The organism is Photobacterium sanctipauli (genome assembly GCF_003026495.1).
Classification (GTDB): Bacteria; Pseudomonadota; Gammaproteobacteria; order Enterobacterales; family Vibrionaceae; genus Photobacterium; species Photobacterium sanctipauli.
This window is the reverse complement of sequence record NZ_PYMA01000003.1, coordinates 1-15,209: the sequence shown is the minus strand read 5'-3', so window position 1 is coordinate 15,209 and position 15,209 is coordinate 1. Positions and strand designations below refer to the sequence as shown.

12 protein-coding genes and 2 tRNA genes are annotated in these 15,209 nt (G+C 44.5%); 8 read left to right on the top strand and 6 right to left on the bottom strand.

Features of this window, described 5'->3' with window-relative positions:
• The first annotated feature begins 17 nt into the window (after positions 1-17).
• From C9I98_RS06385 to C9I98_RS06375, 3 genes are all read left to right on the top strand, one after another.
• On the top strand, positions 18-1,526 hold the full coding sequence (locus C9I98_RS06385) for a glutathione synthase (RefSeq protein ID WP_036831046.1): 1,509 nt from the start codon (positions 18-20) through the stop codon (positions 1,524-1,526).
• A gap of 81 nt (positions 1,527-1,607) precedes the next feature.
• On the top strand, positions 1,608-2,150 hold the full coding sequence (sigZ, locus tag C9I98_RS06380) for an RNA polymerase sigma factor SigZ (RefSeq protein ID WP_036831041.1): 543 nt from the start codon (positions 1,608-1,610) through the stop codon (positions 2,148-2,150).
• 310 nt (positions 2,151-2,460) lie between these two features.
• Entirely contained in the window at positions 2,461-3,009 is a 549-nt protein-coding gene (locus tag C9I98_RS06375; RefSeq protein ID WP_107271742.1) for a hypothetical protein, read from the top strand.
• 103 nt (positions 3,010-3,112) lie between these two features.
• Here C9I98_RS06375 and C9I98_RS06370 read toward each other — a convergent pair whose 3' ends face one another.
• Together C9I98_RS06370 and C9I98_RS06365 are read right to left on the bottom strand one after the other, a co-directional pair.
• Entirely contained in the window at positions 3,113-4,474 is a 1,362-nt protein-coding gene (locus C9I98_RS06370; RefSeq protein WP_036825883.1) for an MATE family efflux transporter, read from the bottom strand.
• Between the two features lie 123 nt (positions 4,475-4,597).
• Positions 4,598-5,431, bottom strand: coding sequence for a helix-turn-helix domain-containing protein (locus tag C9I98_RS06365; protein WP_051902398.1), 834 nt, complete (start codon positions 5,429-5,431; stop codon positions 4,598-4,600).
• Positions 5,432-5,722: 291 nt separating this feature from the next.
• On the opposite strand from C9I98_RS06365, the gene C9I98_RS06360 reads away from it, so the two are divergent.
• Entirely contained in the window at positions 5,723-6,064 is a 342-nt protein-coding gene (locus C9I98_RS06360; protein WP_036825880.1) for a hypothetical protein, read from the top strand.
• 71 nt (positions 6,065-6,135) lie between these two features.
• On the opposite strand, the gene C9I98_RS06355 is transcribed toward C9I98_RS06360, so the two are convergent.
• Together C9I98_RS06355 and C9I98_RS06350 are read right to left on the bottom strand one after the other, a co-directional pair.
• On the bottom strand, positions 6,136-6,651 hold the full coding sequence (locus C9I98_RS06355) for a YgjV family protein (protein WP_036825877.1): 516 nt from the start codon (positions 6,649-6,651) through the stop codon (positions 6,136-6,138).
• Positions 6,652-6,654: 3 nt separating this feature from the next.
• The gene (locus C9I98_RS06350) at positions 6,655-7,527 is read right to left on the bottom strand and encodes a DMT family transporter (protein ID WP_036825874.1); all 873 of its coding nucleotides are present in this window, start codon (positions 7,525-7,527) and stop codon (positions 6,655-6,657) included.
• A gap of 140 nt (positions 7,528-7,667) precedes the next feature.
• Here C9I98_RS06350 and C9I98_RS06345 point away from each other — a divergent pair, with 140 nt between their 5' ends.
• The gene (locus tag C9I98_RS06345) at positions 7,668-8,567 is read left to right on the top strand and encodes a LysR family transcriptional regulator (RefSeq protein ID WP_107271741.1); all 900 of its coding nucleotides are present in this window, start codon (positions 7,668-7,670) and stop codon (positions 8,565-8,567) included.
• A gap of 59 nt (positions 8,568-8,626) precedes the next feature.
• Here the strand turns inward: C9I98_RS06345 and C9I98_RS06340 are convergent, their stop codons facing one another.
• Positions 8,627-10,588: a hypothetical protein gene (locus C9I98_RS06340; protein WP_107271740.1), complete on the bottom strand. Its 1,962-nt coding sequence runs from the start codon at positions 10,586-10,588 to the stop codon at positions 8,627-8,629.
• Between the two features lie 219 nt (positions 10,589-10,807).
• Between C9I98_RS06340 and C9I98_RS06335 the strand changes: the two genes are divergently transcribed.
• Complete coding sequence (locus C9I98_RS06335; RefSeq protein ID WP_081878973.1) at positions 10,808-13,057, top strand: peptidase U32 family protein; 2,250 nt, start codon at positions 10,808-10,810, stop codon at positions 13,055-13,057.
• Positions 13,058-13,144: 87 nt separating this feature from the next.
• On the opposite strand, the gene C9I98_RS06330 is transcribed toward C9I98_RS06335, so the two are convergent.
• Positions 13,145-13,609, bottom strand: coding sequence for a DUF302 domain-containing protein (locus C9I98_RS06330; RefSeq protein WP_211318307.1), 465 nt, complete (start codon positions 13,607-13,609; stop codon positions 13,145-13,147).
• Positions 13,610-14,317: 708 nt separating this feature from the next.
• Between C9I98_RS06330 and C9I98_RS06325 the strand changes: the two genes are divergently transcribed.
• Positions 14,318-14,408 (top strand) — tRNA-Ser (locus tag C9I98_RS06325).
• A gap of 41 nt (positions 14,409-14,449) precedes the next feature.
• Positions 14,450-14,526 (top strand) — tRNA-Asp (locus tag C9I98_RS06320).
• The last annotated feature ends 683 nt before the right edge of the window (positions 14,527-15,209 follow it).

The following is a 15,209-nucleotide window of genomic DNA, read 5'->3' as shown; positions in this document are numbered from 1 at the left end:
CGAATAAAGGCACGATTATGACATCAGAAAAAAATACTCAAGTTTTGCAATCCGTTGAAGGGCAATGGCTTGATAAGCAGATCAGCGATGAAGCCTGCGAATGGGCGATCATGCATGGTGTGGCTATCAAAAACTCAGATGGCACGGCAAGGCATTGTCCATTTAGCATTGCACCAATGTCGATGAAGCGAGATGTTTATCAGCACCTGCTCAAAGTCACCCCCGTCATCACTAAATTGATCAGCCATGTTTCTGAGGATCACGGTTTTTTGCAGTCGTCATTGAAGGAAATGGCACAGGCGGATCCTTTCTTTGGCCGGTTGATGTCTTTGCATCAGCAAGTGCACGGGATTAGTCAATGTGATGATCATTGCGAAGAAAAGGCATTACCCGCTGCACGTCAGCCATTGTTGTTGATGCGCACCGACTATATGGACGATCGCCAACAAGGGGCGAAAGTTATCGAGTTCAATGGTATTGCCGCGGGCATGGGGCCATTTGGTCAGCGTGCTGCCCAGTTGCACCAATATATGCAGAACCAGTGGCCTGAGACTTATGCTGATTGGATTGAAGAATCAAATGCGACACCAGCCGAGAACCGTGGCCTTGAGCAATTGGCGTATGGCATTGCCGTTGCAGCAAGGAAGATCCAAGCTGAATTTAACGATGGTGGGCAGCCAACGTTTCTCATGGTGGTTCAAAAGAACGAAGATAATGTTTATGACCAACACCTGCTTGAAGTTGAATTTCAGCGTCAGGGAGTGAGAACAGTAAGGCGCACCTTTGATCAACTTGCTAATCAGCTTTATAGTGGTGAAGCTAACCGTTTGATGCTAAAAGGTATTGGTGCGGTTGATGTGGTTTATCTTCGTGCCGGTTACCAGTATGAAGATTATTGTGCGCCACAACTACGTGAAGAGATCTGTTGCCATACGTTAAGCCAAACTCGCGTGTTCATAGAACAGCATAAGGTGGCATTGAATGCGACCATAAGCCAACAACTGGCAACCAGTAAAACGATGCAGATGCTTTTAACCATGATGCCTGAGCACGAGTTCGCGCGTTGGGGGCTAAGCATCGAAGAAGCGAAGTTGGTGAAAAGTGTGTTGGCCGATATGCGAGCAATTAACAGCGAGACCATAGACTGGTTTAACTCGGAAGCTGACAAGCACGAGTGGGTATTGAAGAACCAAGGCGAAGGTGGTGGCCATTGTGTCTTTGGCGAAGACATCAGTGGGCGGCTTGCTCAACTTAAGCCGGAAGAGTATGACGCATGGGCGCTAATGCAGCGTTTGTATCCACATGAGCGCGATCGCCCAACGTTGGCTGTACGTGATGGTGAGTTGACTCAGGTGGATGATCTTGTCAGCGAGATTGGCTTATTTACGGCTTATTTTAATGGTGAGCCCGTCACGGAACTGGGTGGTTATGCTGGGTATTTGGTGCGCAGTAAGCCAGCAAAGGAAAACGAGGGTGGTATTCACAGTGGTAAGGGAATTTTAGATTCTATTACCTTGATTGACTAAGCTGTTATATAGCCAATAAGCACAATTGATAAGCCACTAAGTTTAGTGGCTTATTGTCGTATAAGAGATCAGAGAAAAAACATGAATGTTGAAGTTGTATGGAATGAGTACCGTTCGAGTTTGAAAGCGTTTTTGCATTCAAAAGTGTCAGATCGTGATGATGTTGACGATCTGCTACAAGATATCTTAATAAAAACGCACCATAACTTGGGGAACTTAAAAGAGCGCAGCAAGGTAAAACCTTGGCTGTTTCAGATCGCTAACAACTCGATCATTGATTTCTACCGTAAGAAGGCGAGAGCCAAAGATTTGAATGAAGACGATCTTTGGTACAAAGAAGATGACGTGACCATCCATCAGGAGCTGTCTGAGTGTGTCGTGCCTATGCTGCAAGCGTTGCCTGAAGAAGACGCTGATATGCTGATTGCCATCGAAATTAATGGTCAGTCACAAAAAGAATACGCCCAAGAGAAAGGCATCAAGTACTCAACCCTTAAGTCACGGGTGCAAAAAAGCAGAGAAAAAATGCATAACATGTTTCAGGAGTGCTGTGACTTATCCCTTGATGCTCACGGCAATGTGATGGATTACCAAGAGAAAGAAAACGCCTGCGGTAAGTGTTGATTTGATATCATTCTCTATCAATATTGAGCCAACTAGCGGTGCCATTGGCATCGCTTTTTCGTTTATATAAGTGATACTGCCTATCTTCGCTTACATCTTACCCAGTTTGTATCACCATACTAGTTTGTCTTCACATTTATAAGCTTTCCTTACATATGTGCTTTGCATAATCTTTCATTGTTACGATATTATCCGCTACGTTTTCTGGTCTCTACTAATGGAATGGGCTGGAAAATAATTAGTGATTGGTGTTTCATATTGACCATCACCCTTAACTGTACGATAAACGTAATATAGAAGAGATATTGTTTTGCTAGAGCTAATTACTGAAGTGTTAGGATGGACCTCTGTCGCGTTCTACATCTCCATCACTGTGTTTAACAGCATGAAGTTTACCCGTTTTGCAGCCTTTGGTTCTGCAGCGAACGATATCATCTGGTCGATTCTGATGGGTTGGTGGCCGAAGCTGATCTTGAACCTTTCAGTCGCTGCGATTAATACCTACCGTTACGTGAACGATTTTACAAAAGCTGCCAAGGTTGTGGTAAATACGCTTGCTGCAATTATGGCTGCTGCGATCCTATACATTGTGTATGTGGCCGTTACTGGTTTCATTGCTGACCCAACGTTGCCTGTAGCGCTTCAGTTTATGGATCTGGGCTTGATTGTTGCGGCGCTTTACATGACTACGCTGAAGAAATACCGCACGCTGATGCTAATTTCTGGCTTCGTCGGCCTTGGTGCTTACTTCGGTAACACTCAAATGATGATCATTAAGTGTATGGTTATCGGTATCATGTCTTATAAGCTCATTGCACCAAGCCAGCAAGAAAAAGAAGAGCTAGTTGCTCAAAGCTAATTTAGGCTTCAGCTAATACCACCCCATGAAAAAGAAAGCCGCATTGTTTTAACAGTGCGGCTTTCTTGCTTCTATTTCATGAGATCTTAGTAGGGAGCAATCGCTATGTTTGTTCGACAACAGCAGGTGTTTGGTTTTTCATCTGCTTGAGCAAACGAGCCAACAATACCACGCTAATGAGGGCTGCCAGTGTTTCTGCAAATAGTGGACTTAGCCAAACGCCAGATTCCGGTAGTACCTTCGGCAGGGCAAACAAACCGATAACCACGAACAAAAAACCGCGGCATAGTGAAATAATATTGGCGTTTGCCGGGCTACCAATGGATTGAAACATGGTTGCTGTGACCAAGTTGATAGCCATGAATGGGAATGCCAAGAAATAGAATACCAAAGCACTGGCAGATAGCATCACTAGCTCTGGGTTATCTACCGTAAAGAGCCCTGAGATTTGTTTAGAGAACAACTGGGATAAAATGACCGCCACCACACCAGTGATTACGGCAAATCTCAAGCCGATAAATAATGTTTCACGCACTCGCTCGACTGATTCTGCTCCATGGTTAAAGCTGATAATGGGCTGGCATGCCTGGCCAATACCAACCAGAATAAACATCACGAAGATACCGACGTTCATCACGATACTAAACGCATTCAGGTACAGCTCTCCCCCTAAATCAAGTAGCACTACATTGTAGATAAGGGTAGTGGCAGCCATGGAAGATTCGATGAAGAAAATCGGTAATCCGATCGAGAGAATCTTCGGTGCTTTGCTGAGTCCCAAACCACGAAGCGAGAGCTTTAGCTTGCTGCGCGGATTGAAAAAGTGGGTCAGCAAAAACAGCAGCATCAGTGATTGGGCAATGCCTGTCGCATAGGCAGCCCCTTTGATCCCCCAACCAAAGTGGAAAATGAAGAAGTAGTCCAGCACAAGGTTAAGGAGCGCACTACCAGCCATTGCATACATGGCTAGGCGAGGGTTGCCGTCATTTCGAATAAAGCAAGAAAGTACCCAGCCTAGCGCGTAAATAATGAAAAACTGCAGCATGATGCTGAGGAAGTCGCCCGTTAATGCCGCGGTGTTACCTTGGGCACCCATTAGCGCCAACATCTCATCAAGCCAGTAGAGGCCAGCCATTGATAAGCCACCCGCCAGGATGAGCGTTAGCAATAGCGATTGAACAAATAAGGTTTGCCCCTCTTCAAAGCGTCCTTTACCAAATTGGATCGCCATCATTGCTGAACCACCGATACCCAGCATCATGGCAATGGCGGTAAAGAACGAGAAGAAAGGAATAGTGAGGGCGACAGCGCCCAAACCATCGGGGCCGGTACCACGGCCTATCATGATGGTGTCGCCCATAATAAAGAGCGATTTGATGATCAAGCCGGTAATAGCGGGTAATAAATAATGTTTGAAGCACCGTTTGATCGGGGTGTAATGAAGATCGATATGTGTTGTTGCCATGTTCCACCTCGCTATGTCGCTAACCTGACGGCATAGCATGTTTATTCATTATTATTCGGTTAGGTGGGTATTATCTGGTACTGACATTGAAATCGAAATGGATTAACTGACCAAATGATAGGACTATTTGAACACGCGTTGACGAAAGTCTAATGGCGATTCATCGGCCATTTTGCGAAAGAAGCGGCAAAAATAGGCCACGTCGTCATAGCCGAGATCATGGGCGATCTGTTTTACTGTTTTTGTGGTAAAGGCTAAATCGCGTCTTGCTTCAAGCATGACTCTGTCATGTACCAACCTTGAAATCGTTTTGCCACAATGTTGCCGTGCAATCTCATTTGCTCGCTTGTTAGATACCGATAAGTGCTTGGCGTAGAAATCTGTTTTCTTCTCGTCGGCATAGTGGTTATCAATGAGCACGTACAGGGCGTACATGCGCTGTTGAATCAAAGATTGGGTTTGTTGCTCTTGGGGTATGTAGCGCTGTGAATAGTGTAAAAAGCCACTGAGCATCGAGCCAACAAGATCCCAATCGGGGTCTTTCTCATTAAGGGCCCGAGCCATGATTTGGGTGATATGGGTAAGATCGGTTTCACCCTGTTGATCCAAATTGACCATCGAGGCTGAGGTTTTATTGTGGTAGAAAGTCCGGTCGATGGTTAACTGGCCCCGATAATTATGTTCAATAAAATCAGGCTGGAAGGTGATAAAGCAGACCTTGCCGTTGGTTTGGGCATCGCTATGCACCTGGCCGGGAGAGATAAAGTAAACTTGGCCTTGGTTTAAAGGGTATTGGACGAAATCAATATTATGGGTGCCTTCGCCTTCCAATGCCCAAACAATCTCATAGTAGTCATGCCGATGTGGATGGCTGAAGGCCGAAGAACCACTACCGATGGTATCAATACAAACGGGTTCGCCTTTGGGAAGTTGTTTAGAGAGTATTTGATGAGACACGTCAAGCCCTTATTGATTTCAACCTTGGTCATTATACTGACACAAGGGCGGTTATACACTGAGTCCTGGTAAACACGAGATCATGATTAGGCAGACTTCAGTTTTATAAGAAGTGGATGTGTTAGAGCACTTGATTAGGGTTTAATAAATCATTCCGTCGAAATTTGTACAGTTATGTCAAAATTATTCGTTTTTGCTCTGAACATCTTCCATTCTTATTTAATCCTTGCATAATCGACGCTATGCCCAAATGACACGGGTATATCTGGCTGGCTAACTGGATTGTTTACATTGTTTAGTAAAAGAAAAATAAAAAACACATTCCCGCTCGATTTTTATGGTGAAGATGGCAGTTGGCGCTTCATCATCAGAGCCGATCAACCAAGTGAGATCTTGGATGCGATGTATTGGCGTGCCTATATTTCCTGCCATCGCAAAGACTTTGATCTGTTGCACATGGCAACCGGGAAGTTTAACTACAAATACAATTACTCGTCGTCAGACTCTTCCGAATTGCACTATTCATCGGGCAATGACAACCTAAGGGTGAACATGATGGGGCCAATCGTTCCGATTTCGGTGTTGCTAGACAAACTGAAAGAAAAACAGCCATTGGCGAAGGTAGCAGAATAATACAAGGGGGCTGGTTAGCCCCCTTGTTGTATGGCTGCACTCACCATCTCCAAACTTCAGCGTTGCTTAGCTTAAGCAGGGTTGGCCTGCTCAGATTTAGGTTTAATGTAGTAGCGGTAATAGCCAATCAAGTTGCTTGACAGGAACAATGCCTCAAGCGCCACAGCGGTGGGAGAGCCAATCACAATATTGTGGGCAAGCCACAAGCTGGTACCAACAATCATTAACTGGCGGAGACGTTGGTCATTCTTGCTGAATGCGGCGATGTTTTGAACCAAGGCTGCTGTACAGCTAATGATGCTGGCAATACCTGCATAAGTGAAGAAGGTGATCACCAAGGTGCTAATACAAAACAGCAGTGCCATTCTCTTCGACGTGGTATAGAGGCTGGTGATGTAGCGCAGCGCGCCTAATGCCATCAAGCCGGCCCCTGTCCATTGTTCGAGTAGGGCAAAGTGGATACCAATTAAGGTCACCGCACAAACAAAACACTTGATGATGTTTTTCTTTTCTTTGAACTGGAAGGAGACCAGATCGAAGCAGACTGCGATGCCGATTATTATTTGAGAAAGCACAAAAGCTGACATAGGTTATTCCGTTAATTCTGTATTCGATGCTGCTTTTCTTTTTTCAATTCGAGCCAGCCATATAAGCGGGAGTACAATCATGGCTGTGCCAATGATCATGGCTAAGTCAGGCATTTCCCCAAACCATACCAAGCCAACACCGACGGCGCCAAGCAGGCCGCTATATTCGGCACTGGCTATTTTATTACTTTCTGCCGAGCGGTATGCAATGACACATATCGCCGCATAAATTAAAATAAAGCTGCTTGAGCCAGCTGCCGTGACTAGCGGTGACCAATCCCACTCGCGACCTTCCCATAGCGCCAGCCCAAGTGAGGCCGGAATGCCTGCCAAGTTGGTTAATAACAGCGTTTGTGCCACGGTTTGATGCTTTGGCAACTTGCGGATCAATAAGTTATTGCTCGCAATGGTGAGTGCCACGATTAGCGCTGCAATGGCTGCCCAGTCGACCTCGGTTGGACGAATAATCACTAGCACACCAAGAAAGCCCAATACGCCAGCAGCAATGGAGTAGCGGGTGAGTTGCTCTTTGAAAAACACTAACGCCAAGGGCAGCATCATCAGTGGTGCTGCATAGAAAATGGCGTTGGCCGTCGCCAATGGCATTGCATTGATGGCAAACACCATGAAGATCGCACCTAGTAGCCAGATATGCGCACGCAAGGCATGCCATTTAAGTCCGTCGGTGAAACTCTTTTTACTCACGCCATAGCAAAAGGGCAAGAGGATCAATACCGCAGTCAATTGCCTAAAAAAGACGAATTGAAATACGGCCGTGTCTTCACCCAAGGTTTTAATTAAGGCATCAGAGAAAACCGCAATAATGTTGCCGACAATGAGTAAACCCATTGCCATTCCAACAGACATTGAAGGCATGACGAAGCTCCTGTCATTGACTGACGCGTGTTCAGTGTTAGTGCAAAAAGAAAGTGGTGAGTTGTGATGGGGTAAGCTTAATCTATAAATAACCTTCATATATAATGATAAATATTCATTAAGTATGAGCTGAGCTAATAATGAAATTACCACCATTGCGAGCCGTGCAATGTTTCGAGTCGGTCGCCCGCTTAAACAGCTTTTCTCAGGCGGCTATGGCACTGAATGTCACTCAAAGTGCGGTGAGCCATCAGGTGCGCTTGCTCGAAGAATATTTAGGTGAAACTTTATTTGTACGGCAGGGAAGGCGTTTGTCGTTGACCCCAATGGGCGAGCGCTATTACGAGGAAGTGTCCCATTCGCTTCAGAACATAGCGCAAGCCAGCCAGCAAATTCGCGAAGGTGAAAGCGGTAAGATTCGATTGGCAATGTACAGTTCATTGGCAGTGAAATGGTTGGTCCCCCGGCTTGAAAATCTGCGCCAACAACACCCCGAAATCGATCTGACGCTGAGTATGTTTGCCGATGAACCCGAGTTCTCCGATCAAGTTGCAGACTGCTTTATTACTGCTTATCCGCCAAAGAAAAATTATGTCAGCGATTTCTTATACAAAGAGCTGCTGTACCCGTTTTGTAGCCAAAAAGTATGGCAGAAAATAGAAGACAAACCCTTGCCAGAGGCTTTATGGGAGCAACCACTGTTGTCGGTACACTCTATTTTTAAGCAAGGTGATGAAGCGAAAGACTGGGTCAAATGGTGCGAGCGAGGCGGGTTTAGCTTGCCAAGTGATGTGAAGATCAGCCACTTCAGCCACATGGTGCTTGCTGCAGAGGCGGTAAAATACCATCAGGGCATCGCGTTCTTGAATGACTATTTTCTTAACGACCAAGACCACCAACAAAACTTGGTGCGTATTCCGATGCATGATTTACCGACCGGTGATGATATGTATTTTGTTTATAAAAAATCGAGGGCGAAGCAGTTTGAAATTAAAACCTTGGGGCGTTGGTTGAAGCAGCAATGCTTCGAGTATGATTAAAAAAGTGAAGCGCCATAAGACGCTTCAACTAACATTGGTTGCTTGGTTAATTTATCCTATCAAAACCATGATGATGGAAATGACGGAGAAGGTGAAGGTTCAGGCTTATAACGGCTGTTAGATTTACTTTGTCGCTTACGCTCAAAAGCAATTCCTTCAACCTCTATTGATCCTTCGTCACCGTAAGTGACCTTAGCAATGTCCTCTGCATCTATCCAAATAGATAGGCTGCCGTTTTTACTGTATTTGAAGATACTGGCATCCTGATCTTTACCAAAATCATTTGAATCACTATCACCATGGCTACTGATGAAGAGGTTCTTGTCTTGGTCATAAGCAATCCCTCCTTCAATGTCGACACTGCCTTTGTTTAAGCTAACAAAGTCCCACTCTGAAAGCACTTTGCTCACTTCTCCGAGCAGGCTGATGTCATAGATGAAGTGGCCATTCGAGTCATCTTGAACGGTGATAACGCCATTATACTTTCTCGTCATGAAACCATCTGGGTCATCAAAAGCGCGGGCATTTTGGATCGTACCTACCAGTATATAGTCCGAGTCAATAGTATCATCATGACCGTATGAACCGTTTTTTAAGGCGATTCTGGTGTTTTCAAAGCCACCCTTAAATGAGAATACCCATGGGTTATAGGATGACCCTGTACCTGACACATGGACATCTTTTTCGGTTAGGTGGGTATATTTTACTAACAGCTCTTTAATTTTGGCTGGGCTATCACCTACGTACCATGAAATTGTACCTAAGTCTTCAGTTTCACTGTCAGAGCCGCTTGTGATTCGCGCTTCAAAGCGTACGGATAATTTGCCATATTTCTTACTGGTACTAAGTGCCTCAATATGGTTTTGTGACTCAATAGCTTCTTTATCATCTCCACCGGTACTATTGTTAGAGATTGTTTCAATGCTAGCGCCTTCCAAATAGTACTCGGTAACACCAGTGAATTTGAAACCATCAGGTAAATTAAACTCCCAAGGTTTACCAATAGTACCAACACCAGTGACTTCAACTTTTACGCCAATTGCTTTTTTGATAGCAGCGGCAACGTCGTAAGGGCTGGCATCCCACTGTAATGGGTCCGTTGAAATGGTATGTGAATAACTGTATTCGTGATTGTAATATTTGTACTTATCGATGTTGATCTTGAACTTACCAGAAATGTTGGTTGGCTTTTTAGGGTAATCGTAACCTTTCAAACCATAGTAGCTATCATAGCCACGCGGTGGGTTTTTATAGTCATTTACTAGATAAATGTAGTTTTCTTTTGATAAGTTAAACGGGTCGACGTTTGGGCCTGCGGCAAAAATTTCTGGCTTACCAAAAGTATAATCAACCTTAAAAACAAGGTTCGGTGAGTCGTCTGATGCTAGATAGAGGTAGCGGTTATCAGCTGCCATAGCTGGCTGCACATCAAATTGGAAATCTTCGCCCAATTTATCTATATCTTCTTGTTCAATGAAAATCTTAGCGTAGCCACTATAAGGGTCAATGCGAATAATGCTGTCGCTAATATCGTCACCGGTATAAAAATAACCATCACCGCCTTGAACGAGGCCTTCTAGTGAGGATGCAGTTTCATAAGTTAAATTGAGGATGTCGTAGTTAGACAATAACACTGAAAGCTTACCGTACGGGTTGCGCTTCATTACATAGGATCTGGAGTCAAAATCATTATCATCACCCATTGTCACTCCATCACCAACGGTAAATAGCAATGTACCGTCATCTAACGCAACAATGGCTTTACTACCAAAAGAGATATCTTCCAGTTCATCATAGGTGTCTTTCTTAATCGCGTAGATAATATCATCTTCTTTGATTTCTACTGAGATGTACTTATCAGGCGTGATCCTCAAGACACAGTCACAGTCTTTTTCCAGTGCAAACATGTCATTGGTTTGCACTGGTGGGAGTAAATATTTTGATGAAGCTTGGGCACCACCTGCCACTGCGAGCCCTAATAGGGCGCCAATGACTGGTAATTTTTTATTATACCTAACCATATATTACTTCTCCGGTTCCCCATAACGTGGTTCAAGAAAATACTAGGTATGATTTTCTGTCTTAGTTTCTTAAAACAAATAATTACTGTGTTGTTAGGAACTGTCTCAATATTAACCTCTGCCTCAAACCCGATTAGCCTTATAAACCGTATGGAAAAATAAAGTTGAACCACGTAGAATACGCCCCCTTTGACGAAGCATGGGTAAGTGGGTATTGCTGTGAACAAAAATCAATTCGAGCTGTTAGCACCGGGTGGTGATATTGAGTCGATCAAGGCGGCAATTGTTGCTGGGGCCGATGCTATTTATTGCGGATTGGACAACTTCAATGCCCGAAACCGAGCAACCAATCTTACTTTCGAGAAGTTGAATGGGATCATCAAACTTGCCCATCAATATGACTGCAAAATCTTCCTAACCCTGAATATTATTATTCTTGAGAGTGAGGTCCCTGCATTGATCCGCTTGCTTAACAAGTTGGTCAATACCAAGGTTGACGGTGTAATCGTGCAGGATCTGGGCTTGTTTTATATCTTGAAAAAGCACTTCCCAACGCTCGATGTCCATGCTTCTACCCAGACAAATACCCACAATGAAGGGCAAATCCAGTTCTTGAAGCAGTTAACGGCAAGTCGCGTTAACTTGTCACGTGAGTTGAACATTCATGAGATCAAGCACCTTGCCCAATTTGGTCATCAGCATGATGTGCTGATGGAAGTGTTTGTGCATGGCTCGTACTGTATCGGCTTCTCTGGGCTTTGTTATATCAGCTCGGTCCATAACGGCAATTCAGGTAACCGGGGCCGTTGTAGCCAGCCATGCCGCGATCAATATCACACCACGGATGCCGGAAAAGATTATCCGTTAAACATGAAGGATAACTCTGCTTACTCAGATATGGCGGCATTGGCTGATGCTGGTGTGTATTCCTTAAAAGTCGAAGGAAGGATTAAGAAGGCCCACTATGTGCATACTGTCGTCGACAGCTGGCGCAAGCAGATTGATAGTTTTTGCGATTCGGGACAGGTTCTGACTGATACTACGGGTTTGTATACGGTATTTAACCGCGATTTCTCCAATGCTTATTTGCAAGGGGATATCAACAAAGGGATGTTTATCGACAACCCGCGTGACTACTCCGCTACTCATTTCTCTAAGATCTACAGTTGCACGACACCTGAGCAATATAAGCAAGTTAAGAAAAAGCTCTATGATGACAAAACCGTCATTATTCAGGATGTAGAAGCGAAGACGAAAGATCTTGATACTGATATTCATGCCGTGTCAGTGAGTGTTCGCGGTACAGAAGGGGAGCCGTTGGTCGTCGACTTAGCGCTACCACATCGAACCGTTAGCTTTAGCAGCCAGCAGGTATTGGTAAAGCATCATAAGCTACAGCTTGAGAAAGCGACCCTCGAGAAATGGGCACTTGGTTTGGGTAATGCCGACCATAAGATCGTTAATGTTGATTTAAACGGCCTTACTGATGGCTTATACATTCCCTATAAAGAGCAAACAGCTTTAAAAGACCAAATAGCCTTTGTGCTAAATGGCTCTAAGCCGTTAGTTGAGCCAATAGAGCTACCTAAGCTTCAGGCTAGTATGGGGGCGTTAGAAAAAGCACCCAGCTTGAACGTATTGATTGCCAATGAGACAGATCTAAGCCTTGCACAATCGGCGGGGACCAATCTGTACTTCCAGTTGCCTGAAGCAATGAAAGCGAATTTGGCGAAAATGATCTCGCTGTTTGAGGCTAATGACACACTGATCCCATGGTTCCCTGCCATTCTTATTAGTGATAACTATCAGGCTGCAATTGAATTCTTACAAACAGTGCAGCCAGCGTGTATTGTCACCAACAATAGCGGTATTGGTTTTGCCGCCAATGAACTTGGTATTCGTTGGATTGCTGGCCCACAAATGAACGTAACCAACTCATATAGCTTGCAATGCCTTAAAGAAGAGTTTAACTGTATCGGTGCATTCGTTTCTAATGAAATTAATAAGAAGCAGATGAAGCGCCTGGGGAAACCTGAGGGTTTTGAGCTTTTCTACAGTATCTACCATCCAATTATGTTGCTTACGAGCCGCCAATGCTTGTTCCATCAAACGATTGGTTGTAAGAAGAAGCGCTTTGATGACAAGTGCTTAAGAAAATGTGATAAATCAGCCTCTATCCTGAGTATGAAAGCGTCGTCATTTGTCGTTGATAAACAGCGCGGTGATCACAATGCCCTCTATAGCCAAGAGAATTTCTTGAATACGGATGTAGTGCGGGATCTTCCAGCGCTGTTTGATGGCATGTTCATTGATTTACGCGATATCAAAACTGAAACGAAAGTATCAGTGAGCAAAGCAGACTTGGTTGAAGCATTTAAGTTGGCGATTACCGAGCCACAAGCGAATACTGAGCAACTTTCGACGGTGCTATCGCCAACAACAAAAGCACAGTATCGAAAAGGGCTTTAAGCTGTCGGAAAATTGAAGTTAGCCTAAAGAGTAAAAGCCTAAAGAGTAGGAGAGAGCTGGTACATTCTAAATGCACCAGCTTTTTTGTTATTTCTTGGTAGCTTGTTCAGAGAATTCAGCCAGGCTGGTGGCAATTTTTTTACCTAAAGCGTTGCAGCCAACAAGCTTATGGCGCTGTTCTAGGTAGCTTGGCGCGTTATAGCTTAGCCATACTTTGCCGTCCTCATCTTCGAAAACAAGTACCTTCAGCGGTAGGTCAATGCCCATACTTTGCTGGCACTGCATAAGCTTTGAACCGACCTTTGGATTACCAAAAATAACGAGTTCGGTTGGCCTTAAATCAATTTCGACTTCCTGCGCTGCTTTGGCGTGATTGATACGGCCAAAAATCGACATGTTGTTCTCTTCCAGTACCTTGACTAAGTTTTCGACTGTTTGCTCAACGGTATACGGGCTACTGACCACTTCTAATCCATCAATATCAGTAGGCTTAGCCATACTTTTCAGCGGAAATAGCAGAAAGGGTAGTAATACGAGAAAAATACGTGCCATGATGTCACCTTATTCGATGAGGATAGTAGTTGGTTAAACTATAGTGCAGCTTAGATGAAGGTAGCGCTTTGGCAGGTACTTGGATTGTAATTGTGGGAGGAGTAGCAAAAATTACTAGAGGCAAAAAAGAAAGCCTCCTAAGCGGAGGCTTTAAGAGTTATTTTTTAGATTTTGCATTGTCTAGAATTTCTTTGATGCGCTTGTTTGATACTCGTTTAGCCATAATAAACTCCTTGTAAGAAAATTGACTGTAGACTAATTCCTAACTCATTAAGCAGCGGCACTTCATGCTGCTTCACAGAGAGCAAATCTTTGTGTGATTACTTAGTGAGCATAAATTCACTATACTCAACTCATCACTTATGTGAAGGCAACAATTGTCGTTATGACGTTCAACGTGTGATTGTGTTTTGGTTTATTATTTTGTCTTTATCATCTTGAGCAGTGCTTTTGATGTCCAAATTTGCCAGGTGTAATTTATTTTGTTGATTTATGACTAGTTAGAAGACGTTGGGGAAGAAGGTAAAAATGTGCGCTAGTTATCAATTTTTGTCAGTGTGAAGTGGTTAAGCATCTGAAAAGAGTCAGCAAAAAATTATAAATATTGAAATTATGACAGTAAAGGTTGAAAAGTGAGCATTTGAGCTGTTTTGCTTGAAATATTGCTTTACAGCCTTGGTACTGATCGGTAATATTCCTCGCACTTACGGAGAGATGGCTGAGTGGTTGAAAGCACCGGTCTTGAAAACCGGCATACGTTTGTAGCGTATCTAGGGTTCAAATCCCTATCTCTCCGCCACATTCTAAACAGCAGTATGCATACTGCTTTTATACAGAATTGGAGCGGTAGTTCAGTTGGTTAGAATACCGGCCTGTCACGCCGGGGGTCGCGGGTTCGAGTCCCGTCCGCTCCGCCATTACAACGAAGCCTCGTCAGAAATGACGGGGCTTTTTTGTTTGCCCAGCAAAGCTGGCAAACCCGTCAGGTTGAAAGAAACCTGAATCGCCCCGACTAAGGGGAAGATAATCCGAATGGCAAGGGCGTTATTGGCCAACGGTAGGGTCTGAAGGAAGCCATAGGAAGTAAGGTGTACACAACTAACCGTAACCTGCTTCGGCACTGTTGGTGGGTAAGCGTGCAAAATATCGCGAAGCCCGATACTTAGTCAGACCAACGGTGTGCTTGAGGGTGGAATACCTTACAGGGAGCCAGTGCAATAACTGGGGAAGCCTGGCATCAAGTCCAAGGCAACTTGGAAGCATCATTCAAGAAGTGATTCAAGAATGATGTTGGTGTGAGGTGGCAGATGAATCCGTAGTAGTGAGTAAGGCCCGGCCAGCGAAGCCCAGTAATGGTGTGGAGGACAAAACCGGGCAGACCATCAGCATCATGTCTGGTGGAGCGCAGCGTTGCCAAAAGCGCACTGCGTTGCGAAGGGAAGAAGTACGTTTTAAGTCTGTGATGAACAGATGTTTTTTTTTCATGGTACACAAGCCGGCTAGCTACCGGGGTATTCCCGCTTGGTAAACTGGGAACAGGGCACTGAGTGGTGAAACCGTACGAGGAAGTAATCAGGCTTACAGTAGTAGATTGCCGTTG

Excerpts from the sequence above, each read along its gene's own strand:
- C9I98_RS06385 (WP_036831046.1), top strand. The coding sequence starts at position 18 with ATGACATCAGAAAAAAATACTCAAGTTTTGCAATCCGTTGAAGGGCAA.
- sigZ (WP_036831041.1), top strand. The coding sequence starts at position 1,608 with ATGAATGTTGAAGTTGTATGGAATGAGTACCGTTCGAGTTTGAAAGCG.
- C9I98_RS06370 (WP_036825883.1), bottom strand. The coding sequence starts at position 4,474 with ATGGCAACAACACATATCGATCTTCATTACACCCCGATCAAACGGTGC.
- C9I98_RS06355 (WP_036825877.1), bottom strand. The coding sequence starts at position 6,651 with ATGTCAGCTTTTGTGCTTTCTCAAATAATAATCGGCATCGCAGTCTGC.
- C9I98_RS06350 (WP_036825874.1), bottom strand. The coding sequence starts at position 7,527 with ATGCCTTCAATGTCTGTTGGAATGGCAATGGGTTTACTCATTGTCGGC.
- C9I98_RS06345 (WP_107271741.1), top strand. The coding sequence starts at position 7,668 with ATGAAATTACCACCATTGCGAGCCGTGCAATGTTTCGAGTCGGTCGCC.
- C9I98_RS06340 (WP_107271740.1), bottom strand. The coding sequence starts at position 10,588 with ATGGTTAGGTATAATAAAAAATTACCAGTCATTGGCGCCCTATTAGGG.
- C9I98_RS06330 (WP_211318307.1), bottom strand. The coding sequence starts at position 13,609 with ATGGCACGTATTTTTCTCGTATTACTACCCTTTCTGCTATTTCCGCTG.